At 71.7% G+C, this 15525-nt stretch carries 13 protein-coding genes; 6 read left to right on the plus strand and 7 right to left on the minus strand.

What is annotated here, in order from left to right; genetic code table 11:
* Window positions 1-1220 precede the first annotated feature (1220 nt).
* Together AC07FK_RS23965 and AC07FK_RS23970 are read left to right on the plus strand one after the other, a co-directional pair.
* Window positions 1221-1925: a lysophospholipid acyltransferase family protein gene (locus AC07FK_RS23965; RefSeq protein WP_479106961.1), complete on the plus strand. Its 705-nt coding sequence runs from the start codon at window positions 1221-1223 to the stop codon at window positions 1923-1925.
* Window positions 1926-2011: 86 nt separating this feature from the next.
* Complete coding sequence (locus AC07FK_RS23970) at window positions 2012-2878, plus strand: GyrI-like domain-containing protein (protein ID WP_479106963.1); 867 nt, start codon at window positions 2012-2014, stop codon at window positions 2876-2878.
* A gap of 101 nt (window positions 2879-2979) precedes the next feature.
* Here the strand turns inward: AC07FK_RS23970 and AC07FK_RS23975 are convergent, their stop codons facing one another.
* Both AC07FK_RS23975 and AC07FK_RS23980 read right to left on the minus strand, forming a co-directional pair.
* Entirely contained in the window at window positions 2980-3336 is a 357-nt protein-coding gene (locus AC07FK_RS23975) for a hypothetical protein (protein WP_479106964.1), read from the minus strand.
* A 308-nt stretch (window positions 3337-3644) separates the two neighbouring features.
* On the minus strand, window positions 3645-4037 hold the full coding sequence (locus tag AC07FK_RS23980) for a hypothetical protein (protein WP_479106965.1): 393 nt from the start codon (window positions 4035-4037) through the stop codon (window positions 3645-3647).
* A gap of 372 nt (window positions 4038-4409) precedes the next feature.
* On the opposite strand from AC07FK_RS23980, the gene AC07FK_RS23985 reads away from it, so the two are divergent.
* Window positions 4410-5300 (plus strand): hypothetical protein, encoded by an 891-nt coding sequence (locus tag AC07FK_RS23985; RefSeq protein ID WP_479106966.1) that lies wholly within the window; start codon window positions 4410-4412, stop codon window positions 5298-5300.
* 95 nt (window positions 5301-5395) lie between these two features.
* Here AC07FK_RS23985 and AC07FK_RS23990 read toward each other — a convergent pair whose 3' ends face one another.
* The 4 genes from AC07FK_RS23990 to AC07FK_RS24005 form a co-directional block, all read right to left on the minus strand.
* Window positions 5396-5749: a VOC family protein gene (locus AC07FK_RS23990; protein WP_479106967.1), complete on the minus strand. Its 354-nt coding sequence runs from the start codon at window positions 5747-5749 to the stop codon at window positions 5396-5398.
* 75 nt (window positions 5750-5824) lie between these two features.
* The gene (locus AC07FK_RS23995) at window positions 5825-5971 is read right to left on the minus strand and encodes a hypothetical protein (protein ID WP_479106968.1); all 147 of its coding nucleotides are present in this window, start codon (window positions 5969-5971) and stop codon (window positions 5825-5827) included.
* Between the two features lie 10 nt (window positions 5972-5981).
* On the minus strand, window positions 5982-6461 hold the full coding sequence (locus AC07FK_RS24000; RefSeq protein ID WP_479106969.1) for a DUF6882 domain-containing protein: 480 nt from the start codon (window positions 6459-6461) through the stop codon (window positions 5982-5984).
* A gap of 218 nt (window positions 6462-6679) precedes the next feature.
* The gene (locus AC07FK_RS24005) at window positions 6680-7009 is read right to left on the minus strand and encodes a nuclear transport factor 2 family protein (protein WP_479106970.1); all 330 of its coding nucleotides are present in this window, start codon (window positions 7007-7009) and stop codon (window positions 6680-6682) included.
* A gap of 265 nt (window positions 7010-7274) precedes the next feature.
* Between AC07FK_RS24005 and AC07FK_RS24010 the strand changes: the two genes are divergently transcribed.
* Window positions 7275-10601, plus strand: coding sequence for an AfsR/SARP family transcriptional regulator (locus AC07FK_RS24010; protein ID WP_479106971.1), 3327 nt, complete (start codon window positions 7275-7277; stop codon window positions 10599-10601).
* A gap of 409 nt (window positions 10602-11010) precedes the next feature.
* Here the strand turns inward: AC07FK_RS24010 and AC07FK_RS24015 are convergent, their stop codons facing one another.
* On the minus strand, window positions 11011-11202 hold the full coding sequence (locus AC07FK_RS24015) for a hypothetical protein (protein ID WP_479106972.1): 192 nt from the start codon (window positions 11200-11202) through the stop codon (window positions 11011-11013).
* A 738-nt stretch (window positions 11203-11940) separates the two neighbouring features.
* Between AC07FK_RS24015 and AC07FK_RS24020 the strand changes: the two genes are divergently transcribed.
* Together AC07FK_RS24020 and AC07FK_RS24025 are read left to right on the plus strand one after the other, a co-directional pair.
* Window positions 11941-13332, plus strand: coding sequence for a helix-turn-helix domain-containing protein (locus AC07FK_RS24020; RefSeq protein ID WP_479106973.1), 1392 nt, complete (start codon window positions 11941-11943; stop codon window positions 13330-13332).
* Window positions 13333-13582: 250 nt separating this feature from the next.
* Window positions 13583-15525: condensation domain-containing protein (locus AC07FK_RS24025; RefSeq protein WP_479106974.1), on the plus strand; the 1943-nt coding region annotated here is incomplete at its 3' end.

A 15525-nucleotide genomic window follows, 5' to 3' on the forward strand; every position in this document is an offset into this window, starting at 1 on the left:
TCCTGAAACTGACGGCCCACGCGCCCTTCGTACGCAGGATGCGAAACATCCCTCGTCGCGAGGTCCCGATGTCGGACACCCCGCGGTCGCCGCCCCGCCGCGGCCCGGGGCGGGGCGCGTGCCGCGTTCACCTCAACGAGGGAGGCGAGAACGCAGCCGACTGCACGTGCGGGTTCCCACACACCTCCCACGGGTGCCGGCTCTGGGCCGGTTCTCCGTTTATGGACAGCGGCCACAGAGCACAACTGCAGCGGGCCGGCGTGCTTCTCAGCAGCTCTCTGAGCGCCGTAGCTGCGTCACGTGAAGATGACGCGTATCCCGCCCTCGGTCAGGACGTCGAGGACCGCGGCGACCAGGTCGTACGGCTCGCCCTCCGGCGCCAGGACGCGGGACAGGTGCTCGCGCGCGGTCGCCACGTCTCGCCAGAGAAGGGTCGCGGGGGCGGTACAGCCGAAGTTGCCGCACAGGCAGTCCGCAAGGGCGTCCAAGCCGCCGCCGAAGTAGCCGCCCGGCCCGTTGCGGCACCAGCCACACTCGGCTACCGACCCATCCGCGCACCTCGGGGCCGTCCGGAACCCAGTCCATCAGTTCGTACGTGCCACGCCCGGATTCTCCGAAGAGTCCCTCTACCTCGGCACAGACGCCCCATACGTGTCCCTGCTCCGTCTCCGTCAGCGTGTAGCGCCCCTGCCCGCGACGGCCCCTGTCCCCATGCATGGTGGGAATCATGCCGTGACGGGCTTTCGCGGCGAAGTTCATTTCCCCAGCAGGCGCGCGGCCACGCGAAGGACGCACTACCCCATGTGCTTCCTCTGGTCTCGCGGGACCGTCGCGAAGGCATCCTGGGCTCCTGAACGTCACAGGCCGCCGCCTTGAGGCCGTCCCCGACCTCGACGCGTCCACCGCCAGGATGCCCTCTGCGTCACCGCCCGCGCCCGGACGGCCCTCGACGTCGCCCGCCCCACCGCGACGCGACACACACTCGACCTTGTGAAGGCGATCGTGCGACGCCGGGACGTGGAGCCCTGGCGGCTGAGTAGCAACGGTCGGAAACCACGCCGATCGCAACCCGTTTCGACGACAGGGCTCGCTTCTTTCACGGCGCGGGGGACTCGGCCGTGCGGGAGATACCGGGCGTATTTGAGTACGACGACTCAGGCCCCCGGCCGATCGCGGCGTGACGATGGTGATCACCTCGACGCCCGACCTGCAGGAGTGCCGTGCTCAGCCGCATCGCCGCCACCGTCGTTCCCTTCCTCGGTCGCTTGACGACCTCGGCCGACCTGGCCGCCGTCCCGGCCCCCGCCATTCTCGTCGCCAACCACACCTCGCTGGCGGACCCCGGCATCGTGCTCGCCGCCCTGCGACGGATGGACATCGAGCCCGTCATACTCGCCACCGCCGGCCTGTGGCGCGTCCCGGTCCTGAGCCACCTCCTGGACCGGGGCGGCCACGTCCCCGTCCATCGCCGTACCAGCCGTGCCGCCGACGCTCTGGAGACCGCGGCGGTCGCCCTCGCAGCCGGCCGCCACGTCCTCATCTACGGCGAAGGGCGCATACCCCAGCGCAGGGATGCGGCCGAAGCGGCTCCCGGAGCCTTCCGCAGCGGCCCCGCTCGCTTGGCCGCCGCCTCAGGCGCCCCCATCATTCCGATCGGCCAGGCCGGCGCGCGCCGAGTCACCTCCGGCAGCACCGCCAAGCAGGTGGCCGGACTCATCACCGCTCCCGCCCGGCGTCCCCGACTGCACGTTCACATCGCCGCCCCGCTCCACCTCCCGGCCGAGATCACGTCAGCGAGCGCTGCCGCGCACCGAGCCGTCACCGCGGCCTGGCGCACAGCAGCCCGGCACCTCGGCGAGCCCGCCGCCCTCACGGCCTCAACCGCTCCTGCGCCGGGCGGACGGGAGACGAAGGCGGCCGGCTGACCCGACCGCACCGGGCACAGGATGTCGGGTCCGGCACAGTGGGACTTCCCTAGCGTGGACATCAACAAGGGGAAGGACGGCCAGGAGTGCTGGAGCGGCTGAATCAGGCCATGGACTTCATCGAGGACCACCTGGATGAGCCCATCGACGCGGCCGAGCTGGCCCGTATCGCCATGACGTCGGAGTACCACTTCCGGCGGATGTTCTCCGCGCTGGCGGGGATCCCGCTCTCCGAGTACATCCGCCGCCGGCGGCTGACGCTCTCCGGGGCCGAAGTGCTCGCCGGGGAGCGGACGCTGCTCGATGTCGCGGTGCGGTACGGGTACAGCTCGGGCGAGGCGTTCGCGCGTGCCTTTCGCGCGGTGCACGGGGTCGGCCCGGGCGAGGCGCGGCGTACGGGTGCGGCGCTGCACTCCCAGCCGCGGATGTCCTTCCGGGTGATCGTCGAAGGGAGCAGCAGCATGCGGTACCGGGTAGTGGAGAAGGACGGGTTCAGGCTCGTCGGCAGGGGGACGCAGGTCCCGTTGGTCTACGAGGGGATGAACCCGGCCATCGTGGAATTCATCAAAACTATCGGTCAGGAGACGCTGGGGCGCTGGGAGCAGAGCGCGGCCGGGGAGCCGGGCGGTGTCGTGGCCGCCGTCAGCAACCACTCCGCGGACGATGCGGAGGGCACCGAACTCGGCTACTTCCACGGGGTGGTGAGCGACGCGGAGGTGCCCGGGGCTTCGGAGAGCCTCGACATCGAGCCGGGTACATGGGCGGTGTTCGAATCCTCGGGCGAATTCCCGCTGGCCGTCCAGTACCTCTGGCGGGACGTGTACACGCAGTGGTTCCCGTCGAACCCGTACCGCAGCCGGCCAGGTCCGTCGCTCTCGCGCACGCGCGTGTCCGAGGACGGTACGCACGCGGACGCGGAGGTGTGGATTCCGGTGGAGCGGGTCAGCGGCTGAATGCCGACACCGCTACGGGTTGCCGAGCGGCCCGCCGCACTGGTACTGCCGCTTGTCCGCTCATGGCACTGGCCGGGTCTCCGTGCCAACAGGCGGGCCGATCACGGTGCGGACCCGACACTGCTGACCCAAACGGGGAAGGGTGCGATTCCCAGCTTGCTCTCGGATTCCTTCAAGGAGCACAGCACATCCTCAAGGTCCGACCAGGCGGTGAGGCCCGGCTCGCTGCTGGCCAGAAATACCTCGACGATCGCAGCGAGGTCATCCGAAGCGACGTACGTACCGCTGAACGGCAACGCGTCCGGGGGCACTGAACCGGTCGAGCAGCGGAGCTGCCCGGCCTCTTCGTCGTGCCACACGTAGAACGTCGCCACCCCGGAAAAGCCCAGAGCGCGAATGCGTTTCCGGACGGCGGAAGCGGTCCGCTCAAAGGCAGCCACCACCTCGACGGCGGACAAGGAACCCCTGTCCTCGTCCGCCGCACTCAGCCACCAGGTGTTGGTCTCCCACTCCGCCGTCCGGTGAGCCGGCTCCAGCACCAACGGCTCGTCCGCTACCTCAGCTATCCACGTCAACAGCCCTACAGCAGTATCCCCCTGGACAGCGACGCGAGGTCAGGGCGATGAGTACGGGGACAGCCACGAGATCGCGTGCCGGAACGGCACACTCGCCGTCGTCTGCAGTGACCTGGTGGCGCCCCGGACCGAGGCCGACTGCTCGAGCGAACCGTAAATCCGACTGCCGTGACCGCACAGGCGGATAGCGGTCACATTCGAGGTCTCACCCAAGGGGCCAGGCGCTCCCCCGCGGCCAGTTTCTCGCGCCAGTACCGGAAGACGGTTCCCTTGACGATGTCGAGCTGCCCGGCCGCAACCAAGCCGGAGGCCAGGCTGGGGCCGCCCGCATCGGCCTCGAAGGCAATCAGCACGGGAGGTGTCTCACCGACTTGCCGGGCAACGCGTCGGGCTTCCTCGGGCGTCGGCTCTCGAAACACCGGATCCTGGAAAGCGGCCGGGCACGTGACGAAGGCCGGGTCACTGAACACCAGCTCCAAGCCGTGGGCGTACGAGATGTCGTGCCCCGCGCCCAGGCACAACCGGCCGGGTTCCCACGAGACGATGTCCCAGTCCCACCACGACCCTTCGGGAAGCTGCACCACGGCCCCCGCCCCCTCGCCCCTGACTCGACCGCAGAAGGCTACACGGGGCCGCCCTCCCCGGCTCCGGCCTGACTGCCTGGCTCGCACCTGGAGGCGTCGGTCAAATCCCGGCCCTCGGACCCTCGTCGGCGTCTCACGCGCCACCACCCGCGGCAGCCCTGCACCAGGCAGTGGCGGCTCATGGGCACGGCATCCCCCATTGTCGCCCCCCATCAGCGGCGGCTCGGCGAAATCGGCGAACTACAGACGGGCGGCCAGAGCGCGGCTCACACTCGCGGGGCGGGCGACGAACGGACCAGGCCCCCTCTACGACACGTCGGCGCCGGGCGCCGTCCTGCACGAACCATGGCTGAGTGTAAGGAGCACGGACCGATGAGTCATCTTCGAGGGACCGCCGCTGTCATCGGAGGATTACTGCTCTGTGCCACCGCAGGCTGCGGTCAGGCACCGGAAACCGGCAAGAACGACGACAGCGGTGGTTTCGTCATCGACGACGGCTCGGGAGCCTCCGGATCACCGCCTGCGTCACCGTCGTCGAGTACCGCAGCACCGAGTCTCGTCCATGCCACGACCCATTACGCCTCGGAGTTCGACGTAACCCGGTCCGACGGAACGACCTACACGGTCAGCGCGAATACCGGGAAGCTGCGCCGGGCGCAGCAATGGCTCGCCACCGGAAACCAGCTCATGGATGACGCGGAGGCGATGCGGGACCGCACCGGCGCTGTCGCCGTCCTCGGCGACATCAATGGCTGCGGCGAGGATGTGGACGTCAGCAGCACCAGTCGTGACGCCGTCATCCCGTTCGAGCTGCGCCTGACCGACCATACGCAAGGCGGCTTCACGGCCGAACCGCAGATTTTCATCGACGCTCGCAAGGGCGAAGATCTGCTCATGTCGACGGACAACGTCTCACTCATGTACGAGAGGAACGTCGCCGGCGAGTACAGCTGCTCAGCGGCCGACGGGGCCGGTGCCCAGCCGGGCAGTTCGCTCGGAGGGCTGAGCTCCAGATCAAACGTCACGGCATCGGGGTGGATCATCCTGAAGGACTTCTACTCGCCGGACAAGCCGAGTGGCGATCCGGCCAGGTTCCAAGGAGTGAAATTGGCCTTCGCCGTGGAGGACGGTGGGTTCGACACCGTCTACGACAAGGCAGACGGCCACTTCACCGTCGTACGCGAACGGAACAACGCGGCGGCGGACGGCAGCACGTACACCTCGCGCGCCGAGATGAACCTGCTGGAAGCGGGAGCGAGCTGAAGCCCGAGAAGCGGTAAGGCCTGGGGCGGACCACGTTCTGCGCTTCGGGCGAGCCATACGCCCCCGCAGGCAGCCGGGCAGTCTGCGGCGATCAGTTACTGACGCCGCTCGCCAAGGACGCAGAACTCGTTGCCTTCCGGGTCTGCCAGTACGACCCAGGGCTGGTCACCCTGGCCGATGTCGACGCGCCGTGCGCCATGAGCCACCAGACGAGCCACCTCGGCGTCCCGGTCATCAGGCCGGAAGTCGAGGTGCAGTCGGTTCTTCACCGTCTTGCGCTCCTCGGTTCGGCCGAAGAGCAGTCCCGGCAGGCGATCCGGCTGCGGACGGATCTCGAACTCCTCGGCCGAGGAGTCGACCACAACCCAGCCCAGCGCCTCGGCCCACCACTGCCCCAAGGCCACCGGATCTGCCGAGTCGACAATCACCTGTTCCCATTCCAAGGTCATTCGCCGAGCTTAGACCTGTCGGCAGCTCGAAGACAGCCTCCGCAACGAGCGCTTTGTCGCAGACAGCGGCCCTGCCTACGCACACAGCACCCGGTGGCGCCGTGCCAGAAGATCAACGCACTCGCCGAGTTCGGGCTGCGGCAGACCGGCGCGTTCCCTCACCACCGCGATGGCCTGAATGTTGCGGCCGGCGGCGATGAGGCCGTCGACCTCCGCTCGCACCCACCAGCGGTCAACCGGCGGGCACCAGGTCGTGGACCAGGAAGTGGAGCTGCGCGTCGTCGGTCGAGTCCACCCACAGCCCTTCCGCATCAAGCACCGACGCTGCGACCATCCGCGCCTCAGCGACGAGTTCCGGGTGGTGGTCGAAGCCGGGCCACGGCAGGACGGGGTAGTCGTTCGCCTCGCCGAAGCTCCGTACCCGCTCGATGTCGCCCCGGACTGCTCGCGGCAGGGACTCGTTCGCCCAGGACCACAACCAGGTCTGCTGAGCGAGGCTCACGCTGCCGATCAGGGTGAGCCGGCCGGTGAGGAACACGTTCCCCTCGCGCGACCACACGATCTGCGCGTCGTCCATCGACCAGTGGTACTGCACGTCACCCGACAGTCCGAAGCGCTCGACCATGAGGGTCTGCCGGGAGCGGGCACGCTCCCGGGCCGCGAGCACGACCTCCTCCCATCCGGGGTGGTCGTGCTTCGAGCCGTCGTCCATCGTGCCTCCACATACGGAACCGTCGGCAGATCCTCTCACCCCGCTCACTGCCGGGCGGCGACCTGGACAGGGAGGCCGTTCAACTCCGGGCCGTGCATGCATGAGCTGCCGTCCTCGGCTCCGAAGCAACCTTGGAGCGGCCGCCGTACGACGTGGCAGGCGGCCCTCGCGGTCCATGGTCGGCGAGGGGTCCTTCACCGCCTTCGTGCGGGCCCGGTTCAGTGCGCGGAGAGCCGCGGGTGGGCGTCGTAGCGGCGGCGGCTGCGGAGCATGCCTTCCTCGGAGAGAGTGAACACGTCGACGAAATCGACCTGTTGCGGGGTCAGCCGGCCGATCGCGACCACGCAGTCGCCGGAGGCCACGATCCGGTCGATGTGGTGGCGGCAGCCCGGTGCCGGGGTCTCCAGGCGGGCGTCCTCGTGCAGCAGGGACGAGAAGCCGTCCAGGTCGCCGGCGTCGAGGTAGTGGTAGGCGAGCCGCACGTGGTCGACCCCGGAGTCGGTGATGAGACTGCTGGGCGGCAGCCGCCGTGCGTGACGACTGTTCATGGCGAGTCCTTTCGTACGTCCGCCTCCGGCCCGGCGGCGGCAGTTACCACCGTGCTCCGGCGTCGTAACCCCGCACTATCGCGGGCCTATCACCACCACGAAATCTCCACACCGTTTACAAGTACGGAGACGATCGGGAAAACTACAGTCCGCACACGCGTCTTGCAGGTCATTTTCGCTGCGAATCGGTTGGTTTGGGGCGTGTTCCTTGCTGGGAGAAACAGTGAACGTATCGCCCGGCGGGGGCCCTCGTACCCCTGACACCGTGGTTTTCCGCATTCTCGGACCGCTCCATGTGCACGGCCCGCACGGGCAGGTGCGGATTCCGCCCGGGCGTCAGGAGGTGATCCTGGCAGCTCTCCTGCTGGAGGCGAACCGGGTCGTGAGCACCGACTATCTGGTGGACCTGATCTGGGAGAACGAGCCGCCGGACACCGCCCGTACCCAGGTCCAGATCTGTGTGTCCCGGTTACGGAAGCTGTTCGGCAAGGAGGAGATCTCCGCGGCCATCACCACCCGGCCGCCCGGGTACGTCCTCAGGACCGAGGACGGCTCGGTGGACGCGGTCCTGTTCGGCCGGCGGATCGCCGACGCGCGGCTGCTCGGAAGGCAGCCCGGCGGCGCGGCCGAAGCGGTCGAACTGCTGCGAGCGGCGGCCGGGCTGTGGCAGGGGGACTGCCTGAGCGGACTCTCCAGCGAGACCCTGCGCAGCAAGGCGCGTCAGCTGGACGAGGAACGGCTGACGGCCGCCGAGAACCGGATCGACCTGGAACTGGAACTGGGCCGGCACCACCAGCTCGTCGGGGAAATCCAGTTGCTGGTGCACGAGCACCCGCTGCGGGAGCGGCTGCGCGGTCGCCTGATGCTGGCTCTGTACCGTTCGGGCCGGCAGGTCGAAGCGCTGGACGTCTACCGGGTCGGTCGGCATCTGCTGGTGGAGGAGCTGGGTCTTGAGCCCGGCGGGGAGCTGCGGCAGCTGGAGTCGGCGATCCTCGCCGGTGACGTTCCGCCGCCCCGGCTGGCGGGACCGGGCGCGGGCGACCGGCCGCGCGCAGCCACGGGACAAAGGGCCGCGTCGGCGGGAAACCCCGCCGCGAGCGAGGTGCTCCACGGCGGTACGGGGGCCTCCGGCGGGGCGGACGGGCCGGGGCGCGTCCTCGCGGGCTCCGTATTCCCCGGCCCGGCGGGCCACGGCGTCGTCTTCCGGTCCGTGTCCGACGAGCGCGAGGCGGGCGGCGCCGGTGGGGGCTTCCCGGGCAGCGGTGGAGGGTTCGGCACGGCTGCCGGTACGCGGGAGCGCCCGGGCGGCCCGGTCGCCGCGCACACCCGCGACGCGGCGGAGGACGCCGGGGACAACGGCCCGCGGTCCGGCGAGCCGGTGGCGCCCGAACCGGCGGGCCGGCCGTCCGGCGAAGGGCCGGCCGGCGTCCCGGCGCCCGCGCCGTCCGCCGACGTGCCGCGGCAACTGCCCGCCGACACCGCAGACTTCGTCGGTCACGGCGAGCGGATATCTGTGATCGAGAAGACCCTGCTGGGCACCGGCGAGCGCCGCGCCGTGGGGCTCGTCGTCATCGTCGGCAAACCCGGCACGGGCAAGTCCACCCTCGCCACGCACATCGCGCACCGGGCCGGCGAGAAGCACTTCACCGACGGACAGCTCTACTGCGACCTGCGCGGCACCAGCGGGGCTCCGGCGACGGCGGGCGAGGTGCTGGGCCGGTTCCTGCGCGCCCTCGGCATCCCCGGGCCCGTCATCCCGGACTCCCTGGACGAACGGGCCGAGATGTACCGGACGCTGCTCGGGTCCCGGCGGGTGCTGGTCGTACTGGACGACGCCGCGTCCGAGAGCCAGGTGCGCCCGCTGCTGCCGGGGGCCGGGAGCTGCGCGGTGCTGGTCACCAGCCGCGTGCGGATGACCGGGCTGCCCGGAGCGCACCGGGTGGAGCTCGACGTACTCGGCACGGAGGAGGCCATGGAGCTCCTCGTCCGGGTGATCGGCGAGGAGCGGGTCGCGGGCGAGCGGGTCTCGGCGGAGGCGCTGATCCGGACGGTGGGCGGGCTGCCGCTCGCCCTGCGGATCGTCGCGGCCAGGCTGGCGGCCCGGCCGCACTGGACCCTGGCCTCGATGGTGCACCGGCTCGCCAACGAGCGGCACCGGCTGGACGAGCTCACGCACGGCGAGATGACGATGCGGGCGAGCCTGTCCCTGACGCACGACGGGCTGTGCCCGGAGGACCGGAAGCTGTTGCGGCTGCTCAGCCTGGCGCGTGGGCCGAGCCTGCCCGGCTGGCTGGCCGGGGCGCTGCTCGACGACACGCGCCCCTTCCCGTCGGACCTGCTCGAACCGCTGGTCGACGTGCAGATGCTGGACGTGGTGGGCATGGAGTCCACCGGCGGATTCCGGTACCGCTTCCACGAGATCATCCGGGTGTTCGCACGGGAGCAGCTGGCCGCGCACGACGATCCGGCGACTCAGTCGGCGGCGCTGCGCCGGATGATGGGCGGCTGGATGGCGCTGGCCGAGGCGGCCCACCGGCGGATCTACGGCGGGGACTTCACCGTGCTGCACGGCACGGCACCGCGCTGGCTGCCGCCGGCGGCGCACGTGGACGAGCTGCTCGCCGATCCCCTGGAGTGGCTGGACAGCGAGCACGCGAACCTGGTGCAGGCGGTGGAGCACGCGGCCGCCGAGCAGCTCGACGAGGTGTGCTGGGACCTGACGACCACTCTGGTCACGCTGTTCGAAACGCGCGGCTATCTCGACCACTGGGAGCGTACGCACCAGGTGGCGCTGGGCGCCGCCCGGTCTGCCGGGAACAAGCGCGGCAGCGCCGCCGTACTGGCCTCGCTGGGCTCGCTCTACCTGAGCCGCAGTCAGCACGAGGAGGCACGGGCGGCGCTGTCCACGGCGCTCGGGCTGTTCACCGAGACCGAGGACCGGCAGGGCCTCGCCCTGTGCCACCGTGACCTGGCTCTGCTGGAACGATTCCGCGGCAACGAGCACCAGGCGCTGGAGCTGTACGACCGGGCCCTGCGGGACTTCGACCTGGCGGGTGACGTGGTGGGCCGGGCGATCGTGCTCACCCAGAGCGCGCAGATCTGGATGCTGCGGGGCCAGAGCGCCGCCGCCCAGAGCAGGCTGGACGAGGCCCTGGGCATCTACCGGTCCGTCAGGTACACCGGAGGCCAGGCGCGGACCCTGCGCAGGGCGGGGCAGTTGCAGCAGCGGCAGGGAGAGATGACCCGTGCGGTCGCGACGTTCACCGAGGTTCTGGAACTGTGCCGGGACACCGGGGACGTCATCGGTGAGGGGCACCTGCTGCGCGACCTCGGGCTGGCCCACGCCGGGCTGGGCCACGTCGCCGAGGCCCGCGCGTGTCTGGACCGGGCACTGAGCATCCGGGAGCAGATCATGGACCAGGGCGGGGCGGCCATGGTGCGGCTCGATCTCGCACGGCTGCTCACGTCGGACAACGGTCCGGGTGACCGCGACCGGTCGCAGAAGCTGCTGCACAGTGCGGTCCGGGCGTTCCGGGACCGGCGGATGGAGCCGGAGCTCGCGGAGGCGCAGCGGCTGCTGGCCGGCGGCTGAAGCGGCTCGGCGGAAGGCCGGGGGCGTACGGGGAACAGACGCCGCTGGGTGTACGCCGCCTGACGGAGCATCGGCTGACGAAGCCGGGGGGAGGGCCGTCCCTTGAACGGACGCCGCCGAAGCGGACGTCGCTCGACGAGGCATCCGCGAACGAGGCGGGTGGGTGGGGCCGGTGGGCGAGGCCGGGTCGCGGGTCGCGCGGAGGAGGCGGCCGGGGGACTGCTCGGCGTCATCTGTGGGGGCCGTCGAGGAGTCCGGGAACCGGACCGGCGACGGAGTCCTGGTCGAGCATGCGCAGGAGATCCGGCAGCGGATCGCGAGAAACGGGCCCCGGGGCGGTGGGCTTGTACGCGCGGCCCGGGGTCTCCCGTGCGCGTTCGGTACGGCGACGGGGGGCAGTACCGCGGCGTCAGTCCCAGGGGTTGTTGTCGCTGGTGGTGCTCGGGGTCGGGGTCGGGGCCGCCTCCTGGGGGGTGGAGGTCCCGGTCGTCGCACCCGCCGGAGCAGCCTCGTCGGCCAGGGCCGCCTGGGCGCCGAGCAGAGCGGCGCCGGCCAGGGCGACGGTGACGACGGCGGCGCGCAGGGCGTGGGCGAGGGCCATGGGGTTTCCCTTCGTTCGGGGCGTCCCCGCCGGGCTGCGGGGGGCGTCTCCTTCTTCGTGGGCACCACGCTAGGAACGGCCGGAATCCCCGAACCGGCCCTGCTCCTATCACGCAGTTATCACGGCGCGGGGTAGCTGTCGGCGAGGCTCCGGGCGGCGCGGCGCGGATGCCGGCGGACGGCGCGGCTCCGCTGTTCGCGGGGGCGCGGCCGGCGCTTCCGACTTCTCCCCCGACTGCGGGACGGCGCTCCGCCCGGCCACCCGACCGGGCCGCAGCAACCCGCTCCGACCTGGCCGTTCGGCACGTGCGTGGTGTGATCCGGCGGTGGCTGCGCGGTCCTGGGGGCGTCCACGCCGCGCGGCGGGCCTGCCTCCGCCGTCGCTCGGCCGCGCGATGCCCACGCCGTGATAGCGGACGAGCCGCTGCCCGCCGTCCCCCGCCCGACTGCCGCTCCAGGGAGAAGGCAGAACCGGCTCCGGACCGACGGCACGAGGCAGCCCCCAACCCCACACACCACACCCGTCACTTCCGCACCACTCTCAACAGACCGGCCCACCGCCGGGGCAGGCCCGAGCCGCACCGATCACGCGGGCCTGGGACTCGTCCGAACCCGTGATAGCGGGGCGGACGCCGGCCGTCGCGCACCGCCTGTCGCGGTGAGCGGCCGGACGATGGTGACGCGATAGCGGGCTCCCGAAGATGAGACGTGTCCCTCCTCACCACCCCCGGGAGCACGCATGAACCCCACCGTCACAGCCGGTCCCGCCCAGGACACGCAGATCGGCGCACTGATACGGGCCCACCGGCTGCGTATCGGACTGACCCAGCGGGAACTCGCCGACCTGTCCACCATCAGCGTGCGAGCGATCCGCGACCTGGAGCACGGCCGTGCGAGACGGCCCCGCACGGACACCGTGCGGCTGATGGCGGACGCGCTGCGGCTGGGCCCGCGGGCCCGGGCCGCCCTGGAGGATGCCGCGCAGCTGGGCCGGGCCCTGGGCGTCACAGCCGGGCCGCCCGCCCCGCCGGACGCCCCGCAGCCGCTGCGGGGCCGGAACACGGAGACTGACACCCTGGTAGAGGAACTCTCTCCGGACGGCGAGGAGCGGCTGACGCATCTGGTGGGACTGCCCGGAGTCGGCAAGACCCGGGTGGCGCTCGCCGTGGCCGCGCGGCTGCACGGCGCCGGCGTGCCGGTCCTGTGGCACGCCTTTCCCGGGGCGGCCCGTGAGTACCTGCCGACGGGGCCGGGGATCTGGACGGAGCTCACCGACCGACTGGTGGCCGGGCTGTACGGGGACGAGTCCGGCCCGGCGGGCGCCGAGCCGACCGGTGGGCTGCTGGGCGAAGGACCCGTCCTGCTGGTCCTCGACGGCGCCCCGGCGGGAGCACCCCGCTTCGACCGGCTGACCCGCCTGCTGCACGACGTACCGGGACTGCGCCTGCTCGTGACCTCCGACGAGCCGTGGCAGGCGCCGGGTGAACGGCTGTTCCTGCTGTGCCCCCTGCCGGCCCCGGCCACCGGAGGCAGCGGCCCGGGCCGGTCCGACCGGGCGGCCGACCCGGGGGACGAGTGCGAGCCGGCGGTCCGGATGTTCCTGGACCAGGTGCGGCGGGTCCGGCCCGAGCCGGCCGCCACAAGTGCGGACAGGGAACGGGCAGCACGGGTCTGCCGCCTCCTGGACGGACACCCAGGGGCCCTGTCCGCCGCGGCGTCCTGGCTGGTGGTCTCCGACCTGGCGGCGCTGTGCGACACGCTGGAGGCCGACCCGACGGCGTTCCTGGACCACCTCGGCGGTCGCGACGACTGCCTGCGCGCATCACTGCGGGACCGCATCGGCCGGTTGCCCGCCGGGCCCCGCGCCCTGCTGACCGCCCTGTGTGCCGCGCCGGGCGGCGGCGAGAGCCCGGCCTCGATCGCCGACGACAGCTTCCAGCTGCCCGCGCTGACGGCGTTGACCGGCCGCAGCCTGCCGGAGTGCGGGCGGCTGCTGCGCGAGCTGCTCCTGTCGGGTCTGGTGCGCGCCGCTCACGAAGAGGGCGCTTCCCACTTCCGGGTGCCTCCGCTCGTACGGGCGCTGGTGCCCGGTGCGGCAGTGTGCGCGCCGCAGGCAACTGCCGCTGTCTGAACTGCTCCTGGAGCGCCGGAACAACTGCCGCCCGGGAACGGACCGCGCGGATTGGATGGGCGTACGCCGGAAGGACCGGGCGCCCGGCCCCCACCCGTCCCGTACTCCCGGCGGTCCGCACCGCCGGCACCCGCCCGAAGACCGCGTACCGCACTTCGGACCCCGTCGCCCCGGCGCCACCGCGCCAAGCCCGTCGAGCCGAGTCCGTCCTGCCGACCCCGAACCGACACCGTCCCCGAGGAGCCCCCGCATGTCCCCCAAGGCCTCTGTACGGCTGCCGCTGTCGGCGGCCCAGCGCGACATCTGGCTGGCCCACGCGCTGGACCCGACCGGCCGCCGCTACAACGTCGGCGAGTACCGGGAGATGCGTGGTCCGGTCGATCCGGAGCTGGTGCGGGCCGCGTTCCGGCAACTGGCCGTGGAGACCGACGCCATGCGGATCCGGGGCATCGGCGCCGACGAGGACGAACCCTGGCAGGAACTGCACGCCGATCCGGGCGACCAGGAGCTGACCGAGGTGGATGTCAGCGGCGCCGGGGATCCGGCCGCCGCGGCGCGGGCCTGGATGGCGGCCGAGCTGGCCCGGCCCTTCGACCTGGCCTCGGACTGGCTGACCCGGCACGCGCTGGTGAAGGCCGGTGAGGAGCTGTGGTTCTACTTCCACGGCTTCCACCACCTGGTGATCGACGGGGCGGGGCTGGCCATGCTCGACGCCCGGCTGGTCGAGTTGTACGCGCACGCCGAGGCCGGGGAGCCGTGGAGCCCCAGCCCGTTCGGTTCGCTCACGGAACTCCTCGCCCAGGACGCGGCCTACCGGGCCTCGGACGACGCGGTCACGGACCGGGCGTACTGGACGGAGCGGCTGGCGGACCTGCCGCCGTCCCCGCGCATCGGCAGCGGGCGGTCCGCGCCCGTTCCGGCGGACTCCCTCCCCTTCGTCCGGCGCACGGTGACGCTGCCCCCGGAGTACGCACAACTGCTGCGGGAGACCGCCCGGGCGCACCGGGCGCCGTGGACGATGATGGTGATCGCGCTGGTCGCGGCGTACGTGCGGCGAGCCTCCGGCACCGCCGGGGACGAGCTGGCCCTCGCGCTGCCGGTGACCGCGCGGACCACCGAACTGGCCCGCCGTACGCCGGGCATGATGTCCAACATCATCCCGCTGCGGCTGGCCGTCCCGGCGGAGACCACCCTGACCGCGCTGCTGAAGTCGGTGGTCCAGGAGACCCGGCAGGGGCTGCGCCGGCAGCGGACCCGGTTCGAGGAGATGTGCCGCCGGGCGGAGCCGGGCCCGGGCCGGGCCGGGGCGGCGGCCCGGCCGCCGACCTCCCTCCAGGTGAACATCATGGCGTTCGCGCCCGGCATGCGGTTCTTCGGTGTGCCCACCACCCAGCACAATCTTGGGAACGGGCCGGTGGAGGACCTGGCGGTGGCCGTCTACGACCTGGGCCCGGAGGACGGGCTGCGGATCGACTTCGACGCGGCGCCGGAGAAGTGCGACACAGCGTCGGTGGCGGCCCACCAGGACCGCTTCGTCCGCTTCGTCGGCAGCATGCTGCGTTCACCCGAACTGCCGTTGAACGCAGTCGAGTTGCTGGACGAGCATGAGTCGCGTCTGATTCTCGGTGAGTGGGCGGGCGTATCGGTCCCCATCGACGACCGGACGCTCACCGGGCGTTTCGAGGAGCAGGCACGACTGCGGCCCGAGACCACGGCCGTCGTCTTCGGCGAGGAGCGACTCTCGTACGAACAGCTCAACGCCCGCGCCAACCAACTGGCCCACCACCTGCGGGACACCACGGGACTCGGGCGCGGTCAGCTCGCGGGCGTCCTGCTGGACCGGTCGGCGGAACTGGCCGTCACCATCCTCGCGGTGCTCAAGTGCGGAGCCGGATACGCCCTGCTGGACCCGGAGTTCCCCGACGAGCGACTCACGAACACCGCCGCCGACGCCCGCATCGCGGCCCTCATCACATCCGCCGGACACGCCCAGCGGGTACCGGGTCCCTGGCCGACGGTACGGACCGACCGGGAGGGCGCGGCGATCGCGGCAAAGCCGTGCACCGGCCTGCACGTCGTGCTGACGGCGGACGATCCGGCGTGTGTGATGTTCACGTCCGGGTCCACGGGACGCCCCAAGGGCATCCTCTCCTCCCACCGCAACCTTGTCTCCACCCTCACCGCACAGACCCA

The organism is Streptomyces sp. NPDC046122, assembly GCF_056429965.1.